Origin of the sequence: Belnapia moabensis DSM 16746, assembly GCF_000745835.1 — a bacterium.
Taxonomy (GTDB): domain Bacteria; phylum Pseudomonadota; class Alphaproteobacteria; order Acetobacterales; family Acetobacteraceae; genus Belnapia; species Belnapia moabensis.
Map to the genome: position 1 here is coordinate 46488 of NZ_JQKB01000012.1, position 18412 is coordinate 64899.

15 protein-coding genes are annotated in these 18412 nt (G+C 73.1%); 12 read left to right on the plus strand and 3 right to left on the minus strand.

Translation table 11 applies throughout. From position 1 onward, the window contains the following. Nucleotides 1-22 precede the first annotated feature (22 nt). Nucleotides 23-1117 (plus strand): site-specific DNA-methyltransferase, encoded by a 1095-nt coding sequence (locus tag EP26_RS10200; RefSeq protein WP_408735098.1) that lies wholly within the window; start codon nt 23-25, stop codon nt 1115-1117. Here EP26_RS10200 and EP26_RS10205 read toward each other — a convergent pair. After that, complete coding sequence (locus EP26_RS10205) at nt 1114-3195, minus strand: methyl-accepting chemotaxis protein (RefSeq protein WP_052389016.1); 2082 nt, start codon at nt 3193-3195, stop codon at nt 1114-1116. The two genes, EP26_RS10200 and EP26_RS10205, sit on opposite strands and share 4 nt — an antisense overlap. A gap of 109 nt (nt 3196-3304) precedes the next feature. Between EP26_RS10205 and EP26_RS10210 the strand changes: the two genes are divergently transcribed. Beyond that, complete coding sequence (locus EP26_RS10210; RefSeq protein WP_043338281.1) at nt 3305-4531, plus strand: M20/M25/M40 family metallo-hydrolase; 1227 nt, start codon at nt 3305-3307, stop codon at nt 4529-4531. Between the two features lie 7 nt (nt 4532-4538). Here the strand turns inward: EP26_RS10210 and EP26_RS10215 are convergent, their stop codons facing one another. Continuing rightward, nucleotides 4539-5585 carry an A/G-specific adenine glycosylase gene (locus EP26_RS10215; protein WP_043338283.1) on the minus strand — a complete coding sequence of 349 codons (1047 nt, stop codon included), beginning with the start codon at nt 5583-5585 and terminating at the stop codon, nt 4539-4541. Here EP26_RS10215 and EP26_RS10220 point away from each other — a divergent pair, their 5' ends adjacent. Genes EP26_RS10220 through EP26_RS10230 form a run of 3 tightly spaced genes read left to right on the plus strand, consistent with a single transcriptional unit; the run spans nt 5586 to nt 11282 of the window. Further along, complete coding sequence (locus tag EP26_RS10220; protein ID WP_052389017.1) at nt 5586-6050, plus strand: DUF721 domain-containing protein; 465 nt, start codon at nt 5586-5588, stop codon at nt 6048-6050. It begins immediately after the preceding gene. A gap of 19 nt (nt 6051-6069) precedes the next feature. Beyond that, nucleotides 6070-6678, plus strand: coding sequence for a DsbA family protein (locus EP26_RS10225; RefSeq protein ID WP_043338284.1), 609 nt, complete (start codon nt 6070-6072; stop codon nt 6676-6678). Next, nucleotides 6675-11282 carry an AAA family ATPase gene (locus EP26_RS10230; protein WP_052389018.1) on the plus strand — a complete coding sequence of 1536 codons (4608 nt, stop codon included), beginning with the start codon at nt 6675-6677 and terminating at the stop codon, nt 11280-11282. Before EP26_RS10225 ends, EP26_RS10230 begins: the two co-directional genes overlap by 4 nt. A gap of 4 nt (nt 11283-11286) precedes the next feature. On the opposite strand, the gene EP26_RS10235 is transcribed toward EP26_RS10230, so the two are convergent. Further along, nucleotides 11287-12339: a sensor histidine kinase gene (locus EP26_RS10235; RefSeq protein ID WP_043338285.1), complete on the minus strand. Its 1053-nt coding sequence runs from the start codon at nt 12337-12339 to the stop codon at nt 11287-11289. A 140-nt stretch (nt 12340-12479) separates the two neighbouring features. Between EP26_RS10235 and EP26_RS10240 the strand changes: the two genes are divergently transcribed. The 7 genes from EP26_RS10240 to EP26_RS31825 all read left to right on the plus strand — a co-directional run bounded on the left by EP26_RS10240 (nt 12480) and on the right by EP26_RS31825 (nt 18324). Next, a complete protein-coding gene (locus EP26_RS10240; protein ID WP_043338288.1) occupies nt 12480-14345 on the plus strand; it encodes an ABC transporter ATP-binding protein in 1866 nt (621 codons plus the stop codon). Between the two features lie 135 nt (nt 14346-14480). Then, nucleotides 14481-14777, plus strand: coding sequence for an AtpZ/AtpI family protein (locus EP26_RS10245; protein ID WP_043338289.1), 297 nt, complete (start codon nt 14481-14483; stop codon nt 14775-14777). 19 nt (nt 14778-14796) lie between these two features. Continuing rightward, a complete protein-coding gene (locus EP26_RS10250) occupies nt 14797-15555 on the plus strand; it encodes a F0F1 ATP synthase subunit A (protein ID WP_043338291.1) in 759 nt (252 codons plus the stop codon). Nucleotides 15556-15608: 53 nt separating this feature from the next. Next, nucleotides 15609-15833, plus strand: a complete 225-nt coding sequence (locus EP26_RS10255) for an ATP synthase subunit C family protein (protein WP_043338292.1) — start codon at nt 15609-15611, stop codon at nt 15831-15833. A gap of 59 nt (nt 15834-15892) precedes the next feature. Beyond that, complete coding sequence (locus EP26_RS10260) at nt 15893-16495, plus strand: F0F1 ATP synthase subunit B family protein (RefSeq protein ID WP_043338295.1); 603 nt, start codon at nt 15893-15895, stop codon at nt 16493-16495. After that, the gene (locus EP26_RS10265) at nt 16495-17001 is read left to right on the plus strand and encodes a F0F1 ATP synthase subunit B family protein (RefSeq protein ID WP_043338296.1); all 507 of its coding nucleotides are present in this window, start codon (nt 16495-16497) and stop codon (nt 16999-17001) included. Before EP26_RS10260 ends, EP26_RS10265 begins: the two co-directional genes overlap by 1 nt. Nucleotides 17002-17283: 282 nt before the next feature. Beyond that, nucleotides 17284-18324 (plus strand): FkbM family methyltransferase, encoded by a 1041-nt coding sequence (locus EP26_RS31825; RefSeq protein ID WP_169747379.1) that lies wholly within the window; start codon nt 17284-17286, stop codon nt 18322-18324. Nucleotides 18325-18412: the final 88 nt, after the last annotated feature.

The window sequence follows — 18412 nt, forward strand, 5'->3', positions numbered from 1 at the left end:
CCGATTCGGTGCGGGAAAGGTTGTGGGGGCAGTATTGGGGACCGGGCTCGATCTTGCCCTCGACCAGATCCTGGTCGGGGATTGCATCGAACAGATGCAGATGCTGCCGCCGGCCTCGGTGCATGCAATCTTCGCCGACCCACCCTATAACCTGCAGTTGAAGGGTGACCTGCGCCGGCCGGATGACAGCCTGGTCGACGGCGTCGACGACGCGTGGGACCGCTTCGCCGACCTCGCCACCTATGACGCCTTCACCCGCGCCTGGCTGACGGAGGCGCGGCGGGTACTGCGCAAGGACGGCACGATCTGGGTGATCGGCAGCTACCACAACGTCTTCCGCCTCGGCACCGCGTTGCAGGACCTGGGCTTCTGGGTGCTGAACGACGTCATCTGGCGCAAGGCGAACCCGATGCCCAACTTCCGCGGCCGGCGCTTCACCAATGCGCATGAGACGCTGATCTGGGCGGCGCGGGGCGAGGAGAGCCGGTACCGGTTCAATTACGCCTCCATGAAGTCGCTCAACGACGACGTGCAGATGCGGAGCGACTGGTTCATCCCGCTCTGCACCGGGCAGGAGCGGCTGCGCGACGGGAAGGGCGCAAAGCTCCACCCGACGCAGAAGCCGGAGGCGCTGCTGCACCGGGTCATCCTCTCCTGCACCAATCCGGGGGAGGTGATCCTCGATCCCTTCCTCGGCACCGGGACGACGGCGGCCGTCGCGCGGCGGCTCGGGCGGCACTATGTCGGCATCGAGCGCGATGCCGGCTATGCCGAGGCCGCCCGTGCGCGGATCGAGGCCGTCGAGCCGCTGTCGGAGACTGCGGCGCTCACCATGGCCGGCAAGCGCGAGCAGCCGCGCATCCCCTTCGGCACGCTGGTGGAGCGCGGCCTGGTGCCGGCCGGCTCGCTGCTGGTGGACCGGGCGCGGCGCTGGCAGGCGACGGTGACGGCGGATGGCTCGATCCGCTGCGGGCGGGCGCATGGCTCGATCCATCAGGTGGGGGCGGCGGTGCAGGAGGCGCCGAGCTGCAACGGCTGGGCCTTCTGGCATCTCGAGATGCCGGGCGGGCGGCTGCGGCTGCTCGACGAGATCAGGGCCGAGGTGCTTGGCCGCTAGGCGGCCCGCACCTCGACCAGGAAGCGGTCCACCGTCCGGCGCAACTCCGCCGCCTGGCGGGTGAGGCCGCCCGAAGCCTGGCGGAGGTCGGCCGTCGCGGCGCCGGCGCGGTCCGCCCCTTCCAGCACGCCGAGGGTTTGGCGGCTGACCTCCTCGGTGCCCGCCGCCGCCTCGGCGACCGCGCGGCCGATCTCCTGCGTCGCCGCGGCCTGCTGCTCCGCCGCGGCAGCTACCTGGCTGGAGATGCCGTTGAGCGAGTCGATCGTGCGGGCGATGCCGCGGATCGCCTCCACTGCCTTGACGGTCTCGGCCTGCATGGCGGCGATCTGCGGACCGATGGCCTCGGTCGCCTTCGCGGTCTGGGCGGCCAGCGCCTTCACCTCGCCGGCGACGACGGCGAAGCCCTTGCCGGCCTCGCCGGCGCGGGCCGCCTCGATCGTCGCATTCAGCGCCAGCAGGTTGGTCTGGCCGGCGATGGAGCCGATCAGCCCCACCACCTCGCCGATCCGCTGCGCGGCGTCGGAGAGGCTCGTCACCGCGGCGTCGGTCGCCGCCGCATCGGTCGCAGCGCGGCCCGCCGCGCGGGCGCTGTCGGCGATCTGGCGCGCGACCTCGGCGATGCTGGCCGACAGTTCCTCGGCGGAGGCGGCGACGGTCTGCACATTCGCTGCCGCGCCGCTCGCGGCGCCCGACATCAGCGCGGCCTGGTCGCGGGAGGTGTCCGCCGCCGTGGCCAGGGCATCGGCCGTCGCCTCGAGCGGGGCGGAGGCGGCGGCGAAGGCCTCGAGCACGACTGCCATCTCCGCCTCGAAGCGGCGCAGAGCGGCGTCGAGCTGCTCGGCGCGGGCCGCCTTCGCGGCCTGCTCGGCCGCCACCACGCTGGCCAGCCGCGCGGCCTCGGCGGCGCCGGTGCGCAGCACCTCGATGGCGCTCGCCATGGAGCCGATCTCGTCGCGCCGCGCTTGGTGCGGCACCGCCGTGTCATGGGCGCCGGAGGCCAGGCGCTGCACCGTGCCGGTCAAGGCGGCAACCGGCGCCACCACCCGGCGGGCGAGCAGCCAGGTCACCCCGCCCAGCAGCGCCAGGAAGCCCAGCAGCCCGGCCAGCGTCACCAGGAACAGTGCCTCGGCCTCGCCCGCCGTCTTCGTGGCGCGGCTGGCCGCTTCCGCCAGCGCCGCGTCCCGCACCAGCAGCAGGGTCTGCATGGAGGGGGTGGCGAAGGCGGTGAACTCCGTCTGGGTCATCGGATAGGCGCCGCCGGCGCGGCCGGCCTCGATCAGCGCCCGCATCTTCGCCGCGGCCTCCGTGAAATAGAGGCGCTGCACCTCTGTCTCGGCGGCGGCCAGGCGCGGCGGGCTGCCGGCCACGGCGATCATCCCGCGCATGGTGTTCCAGCTCGTCTCGACCAGGGCGGAGGCGATCGTGATCGCCTCCTGCTCGGCCGGGGACAGGGCGCGGCCGGCGGTCATGGCGATGCTGATCGGTACGACCCGGCGGCTGGCGGCGTCGCGCAGGTCCCAGCTGCCGCGGGCGATGCGCAGCAGGGCGTCGAGCTCCGGCGCGGTCGCGGCGACGGCGCGGTGCGCGATATCCATCGCCGTGCCGGCCCTGGCGATCATGGCGGTCATCTCGCGCCCGGGGCGGCCCTGGATGGCGCCGGAGCGCTGCGCCAGGGGAAGCTGGGCGGCGGCCATCACCTCCCGCCGCAGGGCGGCGAGCTGCGTGGCCATGTCCTCGACGGGCGCTGCCTGGGCCAGCAGGCCCGGGTCCTGGCTGCCGCGCAGCGCCGCGACCAGGGCGGACAGGGCGGCATCGGTATCCCGCTGCAGGCCAGCGAGCCTGGCGAGTTGGGTGGCATCGGCGGCATCCGGCACGGTGATGCGGATGACGTAGTTGCCGCGTTCGATCACCAAGCGCTCGATCAGCCGGAGCGCGGCCTCGGCGGCGGAGGTCTGGCGGACGGCGGCCCGCGCCGCCTCGCCACGCTGCCATTCCTCATGGGCGATCCTGCCGCCGACCGCGATGCCGACCAGGGCGATGACCGCCATGGCGCTACCGAACAAGGTCCTGATCCGCATCACGCATGTCCCCGGCAATATCCCCCTCAGGATGCGCCCGGCTTCGTGCAAAAAGCGTGAATCCCCCGGGCCGCTTGACCGGCCCGGCCGGCGGCGGGATGAGGTGGGCATGAGCCAGACCGCCGCATCCGCCGCCATCGCCGCCATCCTCGCCGACCCCCGCTTCCAGGCCGCCGTCGCCACGATGGAGCAGGAGCATGACCGCACGGTCGGGGACATCATCCGCCTGACCGAGATCCCCTCGCCGCCCTTCAAGGAGGAACGGCGGGCCGCCGCCTATCTCGAGATGCTGCGCGAGCATGGGCTGGAGGAAGTCGAGCAGGATGCGGTGGGCAATGTGATGGGGCGCCGGCGGGGGACGGGCAACGGCACCACCGTGGTGGTCGCGGCGCATCTCGACACCGTCTTCCCCGAAGGGACGGATGTGCGGGTGCGGCGCGAGGGGACGAAACTCTTCGCCCCCGGCGTCGGCGACGATACGCGGAGCCTCGCCGTCAACCTCGCCTTCCTGCGGGCGATGGATGCGGCGGGGATCAGGACGCGGGCGGATATCCTCTTCCTCGGGGATGTGGGGGAGGAAGGGCTCGGCGACCTGCGGGGCGTCCGGCATTTCTTCACCGAGGGGCGGCACAGGGACCGGGTCGGCGCCTTCTTCACCGTGGACAGCCCGGAGGTCGATCGCATCGTGACGGGCGGCATCGGCAGCAAGCGCTACCGCATCGCCTTCCGGGGACCGGGCGGGCATAGCTTCGCAGCCTTCGGGCTCGTCAATCCCGCCTATGCGATGGCGCGGGCCTCGCTGACCCTGGCGGAGCTGACGGCGCCGAGCGAGCCGCAGACGACACATTGCGTCAGCGTCCTCGGCGGGGGGACCTCGGTGAATGCCATCCCGAACGAGGTGTGGATGGAGGTCGATCTCCGCTCGCAATCCGCCACCGAGCTGGCGCGGCTGGAGCGGGAATTCCTCGCCGGCGTCGAGGCGGCGGTCGCGGCGGAGAATGCGGCGCGCTCGACGCGGGAGGGGCCGGTCGTGGCGGAGGTGACGCCGATCGGCGACCGGCCGGCGGGGCATACGGCGCCGGGGGCGGAGATCGTGCAGCTGGCCGTCGCCGCGGTCGCCGCGCATGGCTATGAGCCGCGGCAGGAGTATTCCTCGACGGATGCCAATATCCCGATGAGTCTCGGCATCCCGGCGGTCAAGATCGGCTCCGGCGGGCGCGGCGGACGGGCGCATTCGCTGGAGGAGTGGATCGATGTGGAGCCGGGCGAGAGCCTGCGCGGCATGTCGGCGAGCCTGGCGGCGATCCTGGCGGTGGCGGGGATGGAGCCGGGCTGAGCGCCGCTCAGCCGGCGAGGGCCAGCAGGCGGCGCATGACCGTCGGCAGGGCGGATACGGCGTCGTTCCTATCGCGGGCCTCCGTGCCCTCCGGTGGGTCGAGGTGCGGGATGGTGGCGGCGTAGAGCTGCATCTCCAGCTCGAAATGGGTGAAGCCGTGGCGCGCGATGCCGGGCAGGCGGCGCCAGGCGAGGCCGGGGATGGGGGCGTGGGGCAGAGCCTCGGCCTCGGTCCAGGGCGCGTCGCGCCAGGGGGTGCCGGGGAGTTCCAGCATGCCGCCGAGCAGGCCGCGCGGGGGGCGGCGGCGGAGGAGGAGGTGGCCCGCGGTGTCGGTCAGGAGGAAATGCGCGCCGTGGCGGAGCGGGCGGGCGCGTTTCGGCGACTTGCGGGGGAGGTCGGCCTGGATGCCGCGCTGTTGGGCCAGGCACTCGCCGCGCCACGGGCAGAGGGCGCAGGCCGGGGTCTTCGGCGTGCAGATGGTGGCGCCGAGGTCGAAGAGGGCCTGGGCGAAGTCGCCGGGGCGGGCGCGGGCGGCATCGTCGGCCATGAAGCCTTGCACCGCGGCCGAGAGGCGGGGCTTGGCGGCGGGGAGCGGCGTTTCCTCGGCCAGGAGGCGGGCGACCACGCGTTCCACATTGCCGTCGGCCGGCACCACCGGCTCGTCGAAGGCGATGGCGGCGACTGCGGCGGCGGTGTAGGCGCCGATGCCGGGCAGGGTACGCAGCGCCTCGGCGGTGCGGGGGAAGCTTCCCATCGCCGCGACGGCCCGGGCGCAGGCATGCAGGTTGCGGGCGCGGGCGTAGTAACCGAGGCCGGCCCATTCCTCCATCACCGCGGCTTCGGGGGCGGCGGCGAGGGCCTCGATGGTCGGGAAGCGGGCAAGGAAACGCTCGAATCGGGGGCCGACTGCGGCCACCGTCGTCTGTTGCAGCATGACCTCGGAGAGCCAGACGCGGTAGGGATCGGGCCGGCCGCCATCGCTGCGGCGGAAGGGAAGCGTCCGGCGGTGGCGGTCGTACCAGGCGAGCAGCGCGGCGGCGGGGGGTAAGGGCATATGGCGAAGGATAGCGAAGATCGGCGATTCGTCTGGGGGCCAAGGCCGCTCGGGACGCTCATTCCGCATCTGACGCGGCCGGTCTTCCGCAAGAAGAGCCCGGCGGGCGCCCTGCTGATGGCGGATTGGGCGGAGATCGTCGGGCCGAGCCTCGCCGCCGTCACCAGCCCGAAGCGGGTGACGGCAGGGACGCTGACCATCGGCTGCGTCGGGCCGGTGGCGATGGAGCTGAGCCATCTGGCGCCGCAGCTCATCGAGCGGATCAATGCGCAGATGGGCAAGCCGGTGGTGGAGCGGCTGCGCTTCGTCCAGCAGGCGGCGAGCGCGGCCCCGGCGCGGCCCCGGCCGAAGCCGGAGGCGCCGCTGCCGGAGCGGGTGGAGGCGGGGCTCGGTAACCTTCCGGCAGGGGATTTGCGCGAGGCGCTGGCAAAGCTTGCCCGGGGCGTCTATCGAAACCGCGGATGACACGATGCCTGGAGGCCGCATGCCCCTCACCCGCCGCCTGATCCTGGCGATGCCGGCCCTCGCCGCCGCGCCCGCCCTCGCCCAGCCCGCCGACCCGCGGATGGCCGAGCGCGGCACCGGCCGGCCGGACGCGCCGGTGACGGTGACCGAGTTCTACTCCCTCACCTGCTCCCATTGCGCCGCCTTCCACCGCAACACCTACCCCGAGGTGAAGCGCGACCTGATCGAGACCGGCGCGCTGCGGCTGGTCTGGGTGGACTTCCCGCTCGACCAGATCGCCCTGGCCGCCGCCTGCGTCGCCCGCAGCCTGCCGGCGGAGCGGTACGAGGGCTTCATCGGCGCGCTGCTGGCCAACCAGGACCGCTGGGCCTTCACCCGCGGCGACCCACGCGAGGAGTTGGCGAAGATGGCCGCTCTCGCCGGGATGAGCCGCGGCAAGTTCGACGAGGCGCTGGCGGATGACGGGCTGAAGCGCGCCATCCTGACGCAGCGGCAGACGGCCGAGCAGCAGTACAATGTCTCGGCGACGCCGAGCTTCTCCTTCAAGGGCCGCAAGACGGTCAACCAGTCGGGCGATATGGGCTTCGACAGGTTCAAGACGCTGGTCGAGGAAGCGAGGCGCGGTTGAGCGAGGCGACGTCCGAGGAAACCCAGACCCCGGAGGAGCCGCGGCGTGATGCGCCGAGGGCGACGCTCGCCCGGCTGCGCATCGCCGGCTTCAAGAGCTTCGCCGAGGCGACGCTGGTCGAGGTGCTGCCGGGGCTGACGGGCATCGTCGGGCCGAATGGCTGCGGCAAGTCGAATGTCGTGGAAGCCTTGCGCTGGGCGATGGGGGAGACCTCCGCCCGATCCATGCGCGGCGGCGAGATGGAGGACGTGATCTTCGCCGGCACGGCGACGCGGCCGGGGCGGAACCTGGCCGAGGTGTCGCTCTACCTCGAGGAGGCGGCGGGACTTGCGCCGCCGCCGAATGCGAATGCGCCGGAGCTCGAGATCATCCGCCGGATCGCGCGCGGTGACGGCTCCTCCTTCCGCATCAACGGGCGGGAGGTGCGGGCGCGCGACGTGCAGACCATGTTCGCCGATATCGGCTCGGGCGCGCGGGCTTCGGCCATGGTGAGCCAGGGGCGGGTCTCGGCAATGATCGGGGCCAAGCCGGAGGAGCGGCGGCAGGTGCTGGAGGAGGCGGCCGGCATCAGCGGCCTCCGCGCCCGGCGGCACGAGGCGGAGCTGAAGCTTCGCCAGGCGGAGACGAATCTGGGCCGGGCGGAGGATCTGCTCGGCCAGCTGGAGACGCAGCGGCAGTCGCTGCAGCGGCAGGCGCGGCAGGCCAACCGCTATCGCAACATCTCAGGGCTTGTGCGGGGGGCGGAGGCGGAGTGGCTCGCCCTGCTGCGGGCGCGGGCCCAGGCGGCGCTGGCGCTGGCCTCGGCCGAATTCGCCCGCGCCTCGGCGGTGACCAAGGCGGCGGAGGCGGAGGCCGAGGCGGCGGCGATCCGCAGCTTCGCGGCCGATAAGGGAATCCCGGCGCCGCGCGAGGCGGAAGCCGCCGCGCGCACGGCGCTGGAGCGGCGGCGCGTCGAGGCCGAGGGGCTGGATGCCGAGGAGCGCCGGGCGCGCGAGGCGCTGGCGGCGGCCGAGGCGCGGCTCGGGCAGATCACCCGCGACCTCGCCCATGCCGAGGCGGTGGAGGGCGATGCGCTGGCGGCCGAGCAGCGGCTGGCGCGCGAGGATGCGGCGCTGGCCGAGGCGGAGGCGAGCCTGCCGGCCCGGCTGGAGGCCGCCGCCGCGGCGCTGGCCGAGGCGACGGAGGCGGCGCGGGCCGCCGAGCGCGCGGCCAATGCGGCGACGGAGGATGCGGCTGCCATCGCCGCGCGCGTCAATTCGGCGGGGATGGAGCTCGCGGCCAGCACGGAGCGCGCGCGCCGGCTGGTGGCGCAGCGGGAGGCGCTGGCGGCGGAGCATGCGGCCGCGCTGGCGGCCTGCATCGGGCCGGAGCGGCTGGTAGCGGCCGAGGCGGCGGTGGGCGAGGCCGCTGGCCGGCTGGAGGCTGCCCGGACGGCGCTGGCGGAGGCGGAGGCGGCCCGTGCGGCGGCGCAGGAGGCGCATGCGACGGCGCGGCGCGACACCGCCGCAGCCGAGGCGGAGGCGGCCCGTGCGCGCACGGCGCTGGCCGAGGCGGAGCAGCGGGCCGGGCGCATCGGTGCGCAGCATGCCCAGCTCTCGGCCGATCATGGGGCGGCGCTGGCCCAGCGCATCGCCCCGGAGCGGCTGGCCGAGGGCGAGGCCGCCATCGCCGCCGCCGAGGCCGCGCTGGGCGAGGCGCGCAGCCGGCTGGAGGCGGCCGAGGCGGCGCGCGTCGCCGCGCAGGAGGCGCATGCCACGGCCCGGCGGCGCATGGCGGAGGCGCGGAATGGGCGTGACCGTGCGCAGGCGGAGCATGTCGCCGCCGGTCAGCGCGTCGCCGGCGCACGGGCGCAGCATGCGAAGTTACTGGCCGAGCGGGATGCGGCGCGTGCCGCTGCCGTGCCGGCCGGGATCCTTTCTGCCGCCCAGGCCGCGGCTGCCGAGGCGGAGGCGGCCTTGGCCGCCGCCCTCGCCGCTGTGGGTGAGGCGGAGGCCGCGCGTGGCGCCGCCGCCGCGCGCCAGGCCGAAGCCCGCGCCGCCGCTGCCGAGGCGGAGGCCGATCGCGCCCGTGCCGCGGCCGAGGTGGAGGCCTTGAGCGAGACGCTGGCCGCCGGCGAGGCGGCCGGCAGTGCGGCGCCGCCGGTTCTCGATGCCGTCTCCGTGCCACCGGGGCTGGAGGCCGCGCTCGGCGCGGCGCTGGGCGAGGCGCTGGAGAGTCCGGTCGATCCTGCCGCTGCCCGGCATTGGCGCGCCTTGCCGCCCTTCGAGGCGGCGCCGGCCCTGCCAGAAGGGCTCACGCCGCTCGGCAGCCTCGTCGAGGCGCCGCCGGCGCTGGCGCGGGCGCTGTCCCAGATCGGGCTGCTGCCCGAGGGGGCAGATGGCGCGGCGATGCAGGCGCGGCTCGCGCCCGGGCAGGCCGTGGTGGCGCGAGATGGCGCCGCCTGGCGCTGGGACGGGCATACGGCGCGGGCGGATGCGCCCAATCCCGGCGCGGTGCGGCTGCAGCAGCGCAATCGCCTCGCCGCTGCACAGGCGCGGCTGGGCGAGGCGGAAGCGGCGGCCAGTCTTGCGGCCGGGGCGCGGGGGGCGGCCGAGGCGGCGGAGGTCGCCGCCGGCACGGCCGAGGCCGGGGCGCGCGAGGCCAGGCGGCTGGCCGAATCCCGGCTGGCGGCAGCGCGGGCGGAGGCCAGCCGGTTGGCGGCCGCCGCGGCCGAGGCGGAGAGCCGGATCGGTGCGCTGGAGCCGCAGCTTGTCCGGCTGGCCGAGGCGCTGGCGGAGGCAGAGGCCGCGGCCCAGGCGGCGAGGGAGGCGCTGGCCGCCCTCCCCGCCCCGGAGGCGGCGGCGGCCGAGGTTCAGGCGGCGGCGCGGGCGGAAGCGGAGGCTGGGGCGGCAGAAGCCGCTGCGCGGCGGCATCGGGCGGAGGCGGAGACGGGGCTGCAGCGGGCGCGGTCCGCGGCGGCCAATCTCGCGGCCTCGGCGGCGCAGGCGGAGAGCCGGATCGGCGCGTTGGCGCCGCAGCTCGAACGCCTTGGGGCGGAGCGGGCAGAGGCGGAGGCGGCGCTCGCCGCGCTGCGCGAGGCGCAGGCGGGGCTGCCCGACCTCGACGGATTGCGGCATGCGGCTGGGGCGGCGCGGCAGCGCGAGGCGGAGGCGGTCGCGGCCGAGGCGGCGGCGCGCGAGGCGCGCGGCCGGGCCGAAGCGGCGGTGCAGGCGGCACGGGAGGAGGCGGCGCGGCTCGTCGCCGCGGCGGCGCAGGCGGAGAGCCAGGTCGCCGCCCTCGCCCCGCAGCTGGAGCGCATCGCGGCCGATGCTGCCGAGGCGGAGGCGGCGCTGGAGCGGGCGCGGGCGGCGCAGGCGGCGCTGCCGGATCTGGGCGGCATCCGCTCCGGCGTGGAGACGGCGCGGGGCTCGCTCTCGGCCGCGCGGTCGCAGGAGGGAGCGGCGCTCGAGGCGCAGGCCGGCCTGCGGGCGGAGCGCGAGCGGCTGGCGGCGCGCCGGACGGCCATCGGCGCCGAGAGCGCGGATTGGGCCGGGCGGCGGGCCGATGCGGCGGGGCGGCTGGAGGAGCTGCGCCAGCGCACGGCGGAGGCCAGGGCGGCGCGGGACGAGCTGGCCGAGTTGCCGGACGCCGCGGCGGCCAGGCGCCGGCAGGCCGGGGCGGTGCTGGCCGAGGCGGAGGCAGTGCATGCGACGGCGGCTGCTGCCCTCGCCGCGGCCGAGGCGGAGCGGCAGGCATCGGCCGAGGCGCGGCGAGCGGCGGATGCCGCCTTCGCGGCGGCGCGGGAGGCGCAGCTCAGGGCTGAGGGGGCGGCGAGCCAGGCGGAGGCGGCGGCAGCCGCCGTCGAGGAGCGCGTCGCCGAGCGGCTCGGCGAGGGGGCGGAGCTGCCGGTGCCGGAGGAGCTCTCCGATGCCTCCGAGGACCGGGCGCGGCGCAAGCTGGAACGGCTCGCGCGGGAGCGGGAGGACATGGGGCCGGTCAACCTCCGCGCCGATGTGGAGATGGAGGAGATCGAGACCCGCATCGCCACCATCACCCGCGAGCGGGAGGAGATCGGCACCGCCATCGCCAAGCTGCGCGGCTCGATCGGCGCGCTGAACCGCGAGGGGCGGGAGCGGCTGCGGACGATCTTCGCCCAGGTGAATACCGAGTTCCAGGGCCTGTTCGGCCGGCTGTTCGGCGGCGGGCGGGCGCATCTGGCGCTGGTCGGCTCGGAGGATGCGCTGGAGGCGGGGCTCGAGATCTATGCCGAGCCGCCGGGGAAGAAGCTCTCGGCGCTCTCGCTGCTGAGCGGCGGCGAGCAGGCGTTGACGGCGCTCTCGCTCATCTTCGCGGTCTTCCGCTGCCAGCCGGCGCCGGTCTGCGTGCTCGACGAGGTGGATGCGCCGCTCGACGACGCCAATGTCGAGCGGCTCTGCGACCTGCTGGAGGCGATGGCGGCGGAGAGCGGCACGCGCTTCCTCATCGTCACCCACCATCCGCTGACCATGGCGCGGATGCATCGGCTCTATGGCGTGACGATGCAGGAGCGCGGGGTGAGCCGGCTGCTCAGCGTCGATCTCGGCCGGGCGGTCGAGATGGTCGAGGGGCAGCAGGCGGCGGAGTAAGGGTTCAGCCGCGGCCCCGGGCCATCTCGGCCGGGAAGTGCAGCTCGGCATGGGTGCCGGCGCCGCCCGGCCCCGGCCCGCGGTTGAAGCTGCCGCGGAGCTGCGCGGCCATGCCGCGCAGCAGCCGCGTGCCGAGCCCGGTGCCGAGCGGCCGGGCGCGAGTGCCGGTCTGCTCCTCGGGCGGGGTGCCGGCGCCGTCATCCTCGATGGTGAGGCGGAACTCGCGCTCGTGCCGCTTGAACTGCACCTGCACCCGGCCGGGGCGGTCATCCGGGAAGGCGTATTTCAGGGCGTTGGTGACGCATTCGTTCAGCACCAGCCCGACCAGGATGGCGCGCTCGGAATCGAGCGGGTGGGCCTCGGCCTCGGCCGTCAGCACCACGGGGCGGAGGCCCTCGGTGGCGTGGGTGCGGGCAAGCTCCATCGCCAGGCCTTCGACGAAGGCGCGGCTGTCGACCAGGGTCGGGTCGTCCTCGTGGATCGCCTCCTGGGCGAGGAGGGTATGGACGCGGGCCAGCGCACGCGCATGCTCGGCCGCCTCGCGCAGCCCGTCCTGCGCGGCGGAGGAGGGGGCGGCGCGGGCGCGCAGCAGCAACAGGGCGACGAGGGATTGCAGGTCGTTCCGGCTGCGGTGGCGGAATTCCTGCAGCAGCAGGCGGCGCTGGGAATCGGTGCGGGCCAGCGCGGCATGGGCGTCGCGCAGGCGCAGCAAGGTTGCCTGGAAGGCGCCGATCACCAGGCTGATGAAGAGGCTGATGGCCATGAAGAGGGCAAGCCCCCAGAGCTGCCGGGGGTCGTCCACCTTCAGGCTGCCGATCGGCGGCAGATAGGCCCAGCAGAGCCAGAGCACCGACAGCAGGGTGGCGCAAAGGCCGGCGGCCGTGCCGAACAGCGTGGCGCTGACAACGACGCCGAGGATCGGCATCAGGAAGACGTTGGTCACCGGCAGCAAGGCATCCGCAGCCTCCCGGGCGGTGAAGACGCCGGCGACGACCAGCACGGTCAGCAGGAGCCGCGCCCAGGCCGGGAGGGACCGCGCCCGGCCGATGGCCGCCATGAAAGCCGAAAAAGATATCATTGCGCCACCAACGGTCTCAGGCATCGAGAGACGCCTCGCCGCGCGGTTTCGTGAAGCGGGAGCGGGGCCGAAGCCTCGCGGTTCTTGACCTGTGGGGCCGGCGGGCGCGTTGTGGCCGCATGCCCTTCCGCTTCTTCGAGCGCCTGGTCGACCCGGTCGCGCCCCCCGGCTCACCCGCCGCCCGACTTCTCGGCACCGCGGTGCCGGAGGGGCCGCCGCCGCGCAGCCTCGCCGGCTTCTACTGGCATTTCATCGGCCAGGCGCGGGCGCTGTTCGCGGCGCTCTTCGTCGCCGGGCTGCTGGTGGCGCTGCTGGATGCGGCGATCCCGGCGATGATCGGGCGGCTGGTGGCGCTACTGACGGAGCATGCGCCGGAGCGGCTTTGGGCGGAGGCCTGGCCCACGCTGCTTGGCATGGCGGCGCTGGTGCTGGTCGGGCGGCCCTGCGCGGTGCTGCTGCAGAACCTCATCACCCAGCAGGGCATCAACGGCAATTTCACCTCGATGGTGCGGTGGCAAAGCCATTGGCAGGTGGTGCGGCAGGGGCTGCCCTTCTTCCAGGAGGATTTCTCGGGGCGCATCTCCAACCGGGTGATGCAGGCGGGGCCGGCGCTGCGCGAGAGCGTGGTGCAGGTGGTCAATGCCGTTTGGTACATCCTGGTCTATGGCACGGCGGCGCTCGGCCTGCTGGGCGATGCGGACTGGCGGCTGGCCATGCCCATCGCCGTGTGGTTCTGCGCCTATGCGACCTTGCTGCGCTTCCTGGTGCCCAGGATGCGGGACCGGTCGCGTGAGGCGAGCGCGCAGCGCAGCCAGCTCACCGGGCGGATCGTTGATAGCTATACGAATATCCAGACGGTGAAGCTCTTCGCCCGGGCCGAGCAGGAGGATGCCTTCGTCCGCGAGGGGCTGCTCGGGCTGAATGCGGCCTTCCAGCGGCAGATGCGGCTGGTCACGCTGAACGGCTTCCTGCTCGGGACGCTGAATGCTTCGATGCTGACGGCGACTGCCGCGACCGGCATCTGGCTGTGGAGCCATGGGCAGATCGGGCTGGCGGCGGTGGCGACGGCGCTGCCGATGGCCTGGCAGATCGCCAATATCTCCGGCTGGGTGGCCTTCAACGTCACCGCCATCTTCGAGAACCTGGGCGTGGTGCAGGAGGCGATGAACTCCATCGCCGTGCCGCCCACCGCGGCGGACCCGCCGGGGGCGGTGCCGCTGAAGGTCCCGCGCGGGGAGATCCGCTTAGAGGGCGTGCGCTTCGCCTATGGGCGGGAGGTGGGGGTGATCCAGGGGCTGGACCTCGCCATCAAGCCAGGGGAGCGCGTCGGGCTGGTCGGGCATTCGGGGGCGGGGAAGTCGACGCTGGTGAACCTGATGCTCGGCTTCTTCCGCCCCGAAGGCGGGCGCATCCTGATCGATGGCCAGGACATTGCGGGGGTGACACAGGAGAGCCTGCGGGCCGCCATCGGCGTCGTCACCCAGGACACCGCGCTGCTCCATCGCTCGATCCGCGAGAATATCCGCTACGGGCGGCCGGAGGCGGGGATGGCGGAGGTGGAGGCGGCCGCTGCCCGGGCCGCAGCGGCCGAGTTCATCGAGGGGCTGGAGGACTGGCGGGGGCGGGCCGGCTACGATGCGCATGTGGGCGAGCGGGGGGTGAAGCTTTCGGGCGGGCAGCGGCAGCGCATCGCCATCGCCCGCGTGTTGCTGAAGGATGCGCCAATTCTGGTGCTGGACGAGGCGACGAGCGCCCTCGACTCCGAGGTGGAGGCGGCGATCCAGGACCAGCTGGCGGAGCTGATGGCGGGGAAGACGGTCATCGCCATCGCCCATCGGCTGTCCACCATCGCCCGGATGGACCGGCTGGTGGTGCTGGAGCATGGGCGGATCGCCGAGGAGGGGACGCATGAGGGGCTGCTGCGGCGGGGCGGAGTCTATGCCCGGCTGTGGCGGCAGCAGAGCGGGGCCTTCGAGGCGGTGTAGGTTGGCCTGTCCGCCACATGAATTGGCTGAAATTTATCGGTTATGGCCGATAGCGGTGCGCGACGGATTGACACTCCGCGGGGGGGGCCTTACGAGCCCGATGCCTTCCGCCGGGGTCCGACGGAGGAGCGAGGGTTGAACGAGCGCGACGACTTCGAGCGGCGACTTCGGGAGGCACGGACCCGTCAGGGTCTCGACAAGCCGGCCGAGGATGCCAAGGGGGGTCTTCCGCCCGGTCCGATGGGGATCGGGTTCCGCGTCGGCGTCGAACTGGTCTCGGCCCTGGTGGTCGGGGTCGGGATCGGGCTGCTGCTGGACCGATGGCTCGGGACGAAGCCCTGGCTTTTCCTGCTGTTCTTCGTGGCGGGCGCCGCTGCCGGAATCATGAACATCTACAGGCTGTTCAACCCGCGCAGTGGCCGGAAGATCTGACGCGACGGGAGAGGCAGCAGTGGCCGCTGAAGGCAAAGCTATCGACGCGCTGAGCCAGTTCGAGCTGGTGCCCTTCATGGGCGCCCTCGGCGAGTCCGTGCGCTTCAGCCAGTCGAACGCGCATATGCTGCTGGCCTTCGGCCTCATCACCGCGCTGATGATGTGGGGCACGGCGAAGCGCGCCATCGTCCCCGGCCGGCTCCAGGCGCTGGCCGAGAGCGGCTACGAGTTCGTCCATGGCATCGTGACCGGACAGGTGGGCGACCAGGGCAAGAAGTACTTTCCCTTCGTCTTCTCGATCTTCATGTTCGTCCTGTTCGGCAACATGATCGGCCTGCTGCCCTACGCCTTCACCTTCACCAGCCACATCGCGGTGACCTTCGCGCTGGCCGCACTGGTCTTCGTGGTGGTGACGGTGGTGGCGCTGGCCATCCACGGCACGCATTTCTTCAGCTACTTTTTCCCGGAGGGGGCGCCGAAGGCGCTCGCCCCGCTGATCATCCCGATCGAGATCATCTCCTATCTCTCGCGGCCGATCAGCCTCTCCGTCCGTCTCTTCGCCAACATGGTTGCCGGCCACGTCATGCTGAAGGTGTTCGCCACCTTCGTCGTGATGATCGGCTCGGCAGCCGGCGTGCTGGGCCTCATCGGCGCGGTGCTGCCCATGGCGATGAACGTCGCCCTGGTCGGGTTCGAGATCTTGGTCGCATTCCTGCAGGCCTATGTCTTCGCCATCCTGACCAGCATCTACCTGCACGACGCGGTGCACCTGCACTAAGCCCCGCCGTCGTTCGGACCCTCCAACCACACCACCCCTGAAGGGACACTCACATGGAAGTCGCTGCCGCCAAGGCCCTCGGGGCCGGTATCGCCGTCATCGCGCTGTTCGGCGTCGGTCTCGGGATCGGCAACATCTTCTCCTCGCTGATCACCAGCGTGGCCCGCAACCCGGCCGCCCGCGACGCCGTCTTCCCGATCGGCATCCTGGGCTTCGCCCTGACGGAAGCGGTGGCGCTCTTCGCCCTGCTCATCGCCTTCCTCATCCTCTTCACCTGAGCATCGCTGAGGAGGGTGGCCGCCGGCCGCCCTTCTTCCGGCATGCAAGGGAGACGAGCATGAAGAAGACCATCCGGATCGCGACCCTGCTCTCGCTCGCCACCCTGCCCGCCATGGCGCAGGTGGCGTCCGAGCATCCGGGCGCGACCAGCAGCGCCGGCATGCCGCAGCTGGATTTCGGCAATCCCTGGACGATCGCTCAGGTCGTTTGGATGCTGATCATCTTCGGCGGCCTCTACTACGTGATGGCGCGCTACGCGCTGCCGCAGGTGGAGAGCGTGCTGGAGGCGCGGCGGGCGCGGATCGAGGGCGACCTCGAGAGCGCGCAGGCGGCCAAGCAGCGGGCCGATGCGGCGATGGCCGACCATCAGGCCGCGACCGCCAAGGCACGGGCCGAGGCTCAGGCCGCGGTCGGCGCCGCCACGCAGAAGGCGCAGGCCGAGGCCGCGCAGCGGGCCGAGGCGCTCAATGCCAGGCTCGCGGCGCAGATCGAGGCGGCGGAGACGCAGATCGCCTCGGCGCGGGACAATGCCATGGGCGCGCTGCGCCAGGTGGCGACGGATACCGCGGATGCGCTGGTCACCCGGCTCATCGGGCGGAGCGACAGCGCCGCGGTCGCCGCGGCGGTCGAGCATGAACTCGCGGCGCGGGGGCGGGCCTGATGGAGCATCACTACGAACACTTCTGGCTCGACCCGAAATTCTGGGTCGCGGTTTCCTTCGTCATCTTCTTCCTGCTCGTCGGGCGGATGGCCTGGGCGCGCATCACCGCGATGCTGGATGCGAAGGCGGACCGCGTGCGGGCCGAGCTCGCCGAGGCTTCCCGCCTGCGGGTGGAGGCGGAGGCGCTGCTGAAGCAGGCCGAGGCCGACCGGGCCGCGGCGCTGACCGAGGCGCAGGACCTGCTGGCGCGGGCCCAGGCCGAGGCGCAGCGCGTCGGCGAGGCGGCGGCGGCCGAGGCCGAAGCCTCGGCAAAGCGGCGCGAGCGGATGGCGCTCGACCGTATCGCGGCGGCGGAAGCCGGCGCGGTGGCCGAGGTGCGTGGGGCGGCGACGGATATCGCGGTGGCAGCGGCGCGCAGCGTCATCGCCGAGCGGATCGACGCCAAGGCCGATGCGGCACTGATCGACAGCGCGGTGGCGGGGCTTCCGGCCAAGCTGCGCGCCTGACGCTGGCTGCATCGCGGTGGATCTGGAACGGGGATCGCTACGGCGGTCCCCGTTTTTCGTTGTAGCGGCCCCAAAGGCGTGCTGGTTGCGGTTCCGCCCCAGCCAGGCCTCCGTTCACGAATCGGCAATGGCCGCGAGCGAAAAGCAGCTGGCATTCTGGGCTGTGCAACGCCAAGCCTTGGCACGCTGGGCGCGGTGCCATGACGATGGCCCACGAGCGGTAGCCTGGCCTGGAGAATGATGGTGGGACTTGTTCACGAAATGGGAAACAGCCAGGCCCCTGTGGCTGAAGCGCCGGCGGCGCAAGGCGTCACCGCCGAGGACATCGCCACCGCCTTCGAGGTGATGCTCCGGCGTCCGCCGACCGGGCCGGAGGACATCGCCTACCATCTCGACCTCGGTTTCAACGACCGCGACGAGTTGGGCGATTACCTCTGCGCCACCGACGAGTTCCAGCGCCGCCTGGACAGGCTGGCGGCGGCGGGACGGTTGCCGGCGCGGGCGCCGGCCGGGCCTTCCCTGCTGCGGACGGCGACCGTCTTCCTCGGCGACCGGGTGCTGACGCATACGCATCGAGGCTTCAAGATCTACTGCGCTCCGACGGATGTCGACCTGAGCCCGCATCTGATGGCGCATGGGGTATGGGAGCCGCATGTGGAGAGCGTGCTTCAGCGCCTCCTGCGCCCTGGCCAGTGCGCCTTGGATATCGGTGCGAATATCGGCTACCACACCCTCACGCTCGGCGCGGCGGTGGGCGGCGCAGGCCAGGTCCATGCCTTCGAGGCAAGCCCGCGGCTGCACAGCCTGCTCTATGCGAGCGTCTTCGTGAACGGCATGTCGTCCTTCGTGCGGGCGCACCCGCTTGCCGTCATGGACCGCCCGGGCTCCATCATGCTCGCCTCGCAGCCGCTGCATTTCGGCAGCGGCAATGTGGTGCCGGACCGGGAGATGGGCCGGCACTACGATGAGGATTACTCGGACCGGGTCGAGGTGCCGGCGATTGACCTCGACTCCTTCCTTCCCGCGAACCTGACCCTCGACCTGCTGCGCATCGACATCGAGGGCTCCGAACCTCAGGCTCTGCGCGGGGCGGAGGCGCTGATCCGCCGTTCACCTAACCTCCGCATCCTGTCCGAATGGTCGGTCGGCATGATGGCGGTCCGTACCGATGTGGGCGCCTATGTAGACTGGCTGACGCAGCTCGGCTTCCGCTTCTGGCTGGTGACCGTGAGCGGCGGGCTGGAGCCGCTGCAGCCCGGCCAATTGCTCGACCTGCCGCATAGCGACGTGGTGATGAGCCGCCAGGATCCGGGCCTGGCATGAGCCGGACAGGAGCGGGGCGGCAGAGGATGGCCGCTTCCGCCCGTTGTTGGAACGAGCCGATTACCTTTCCCGGGTGATTCCACCCGTC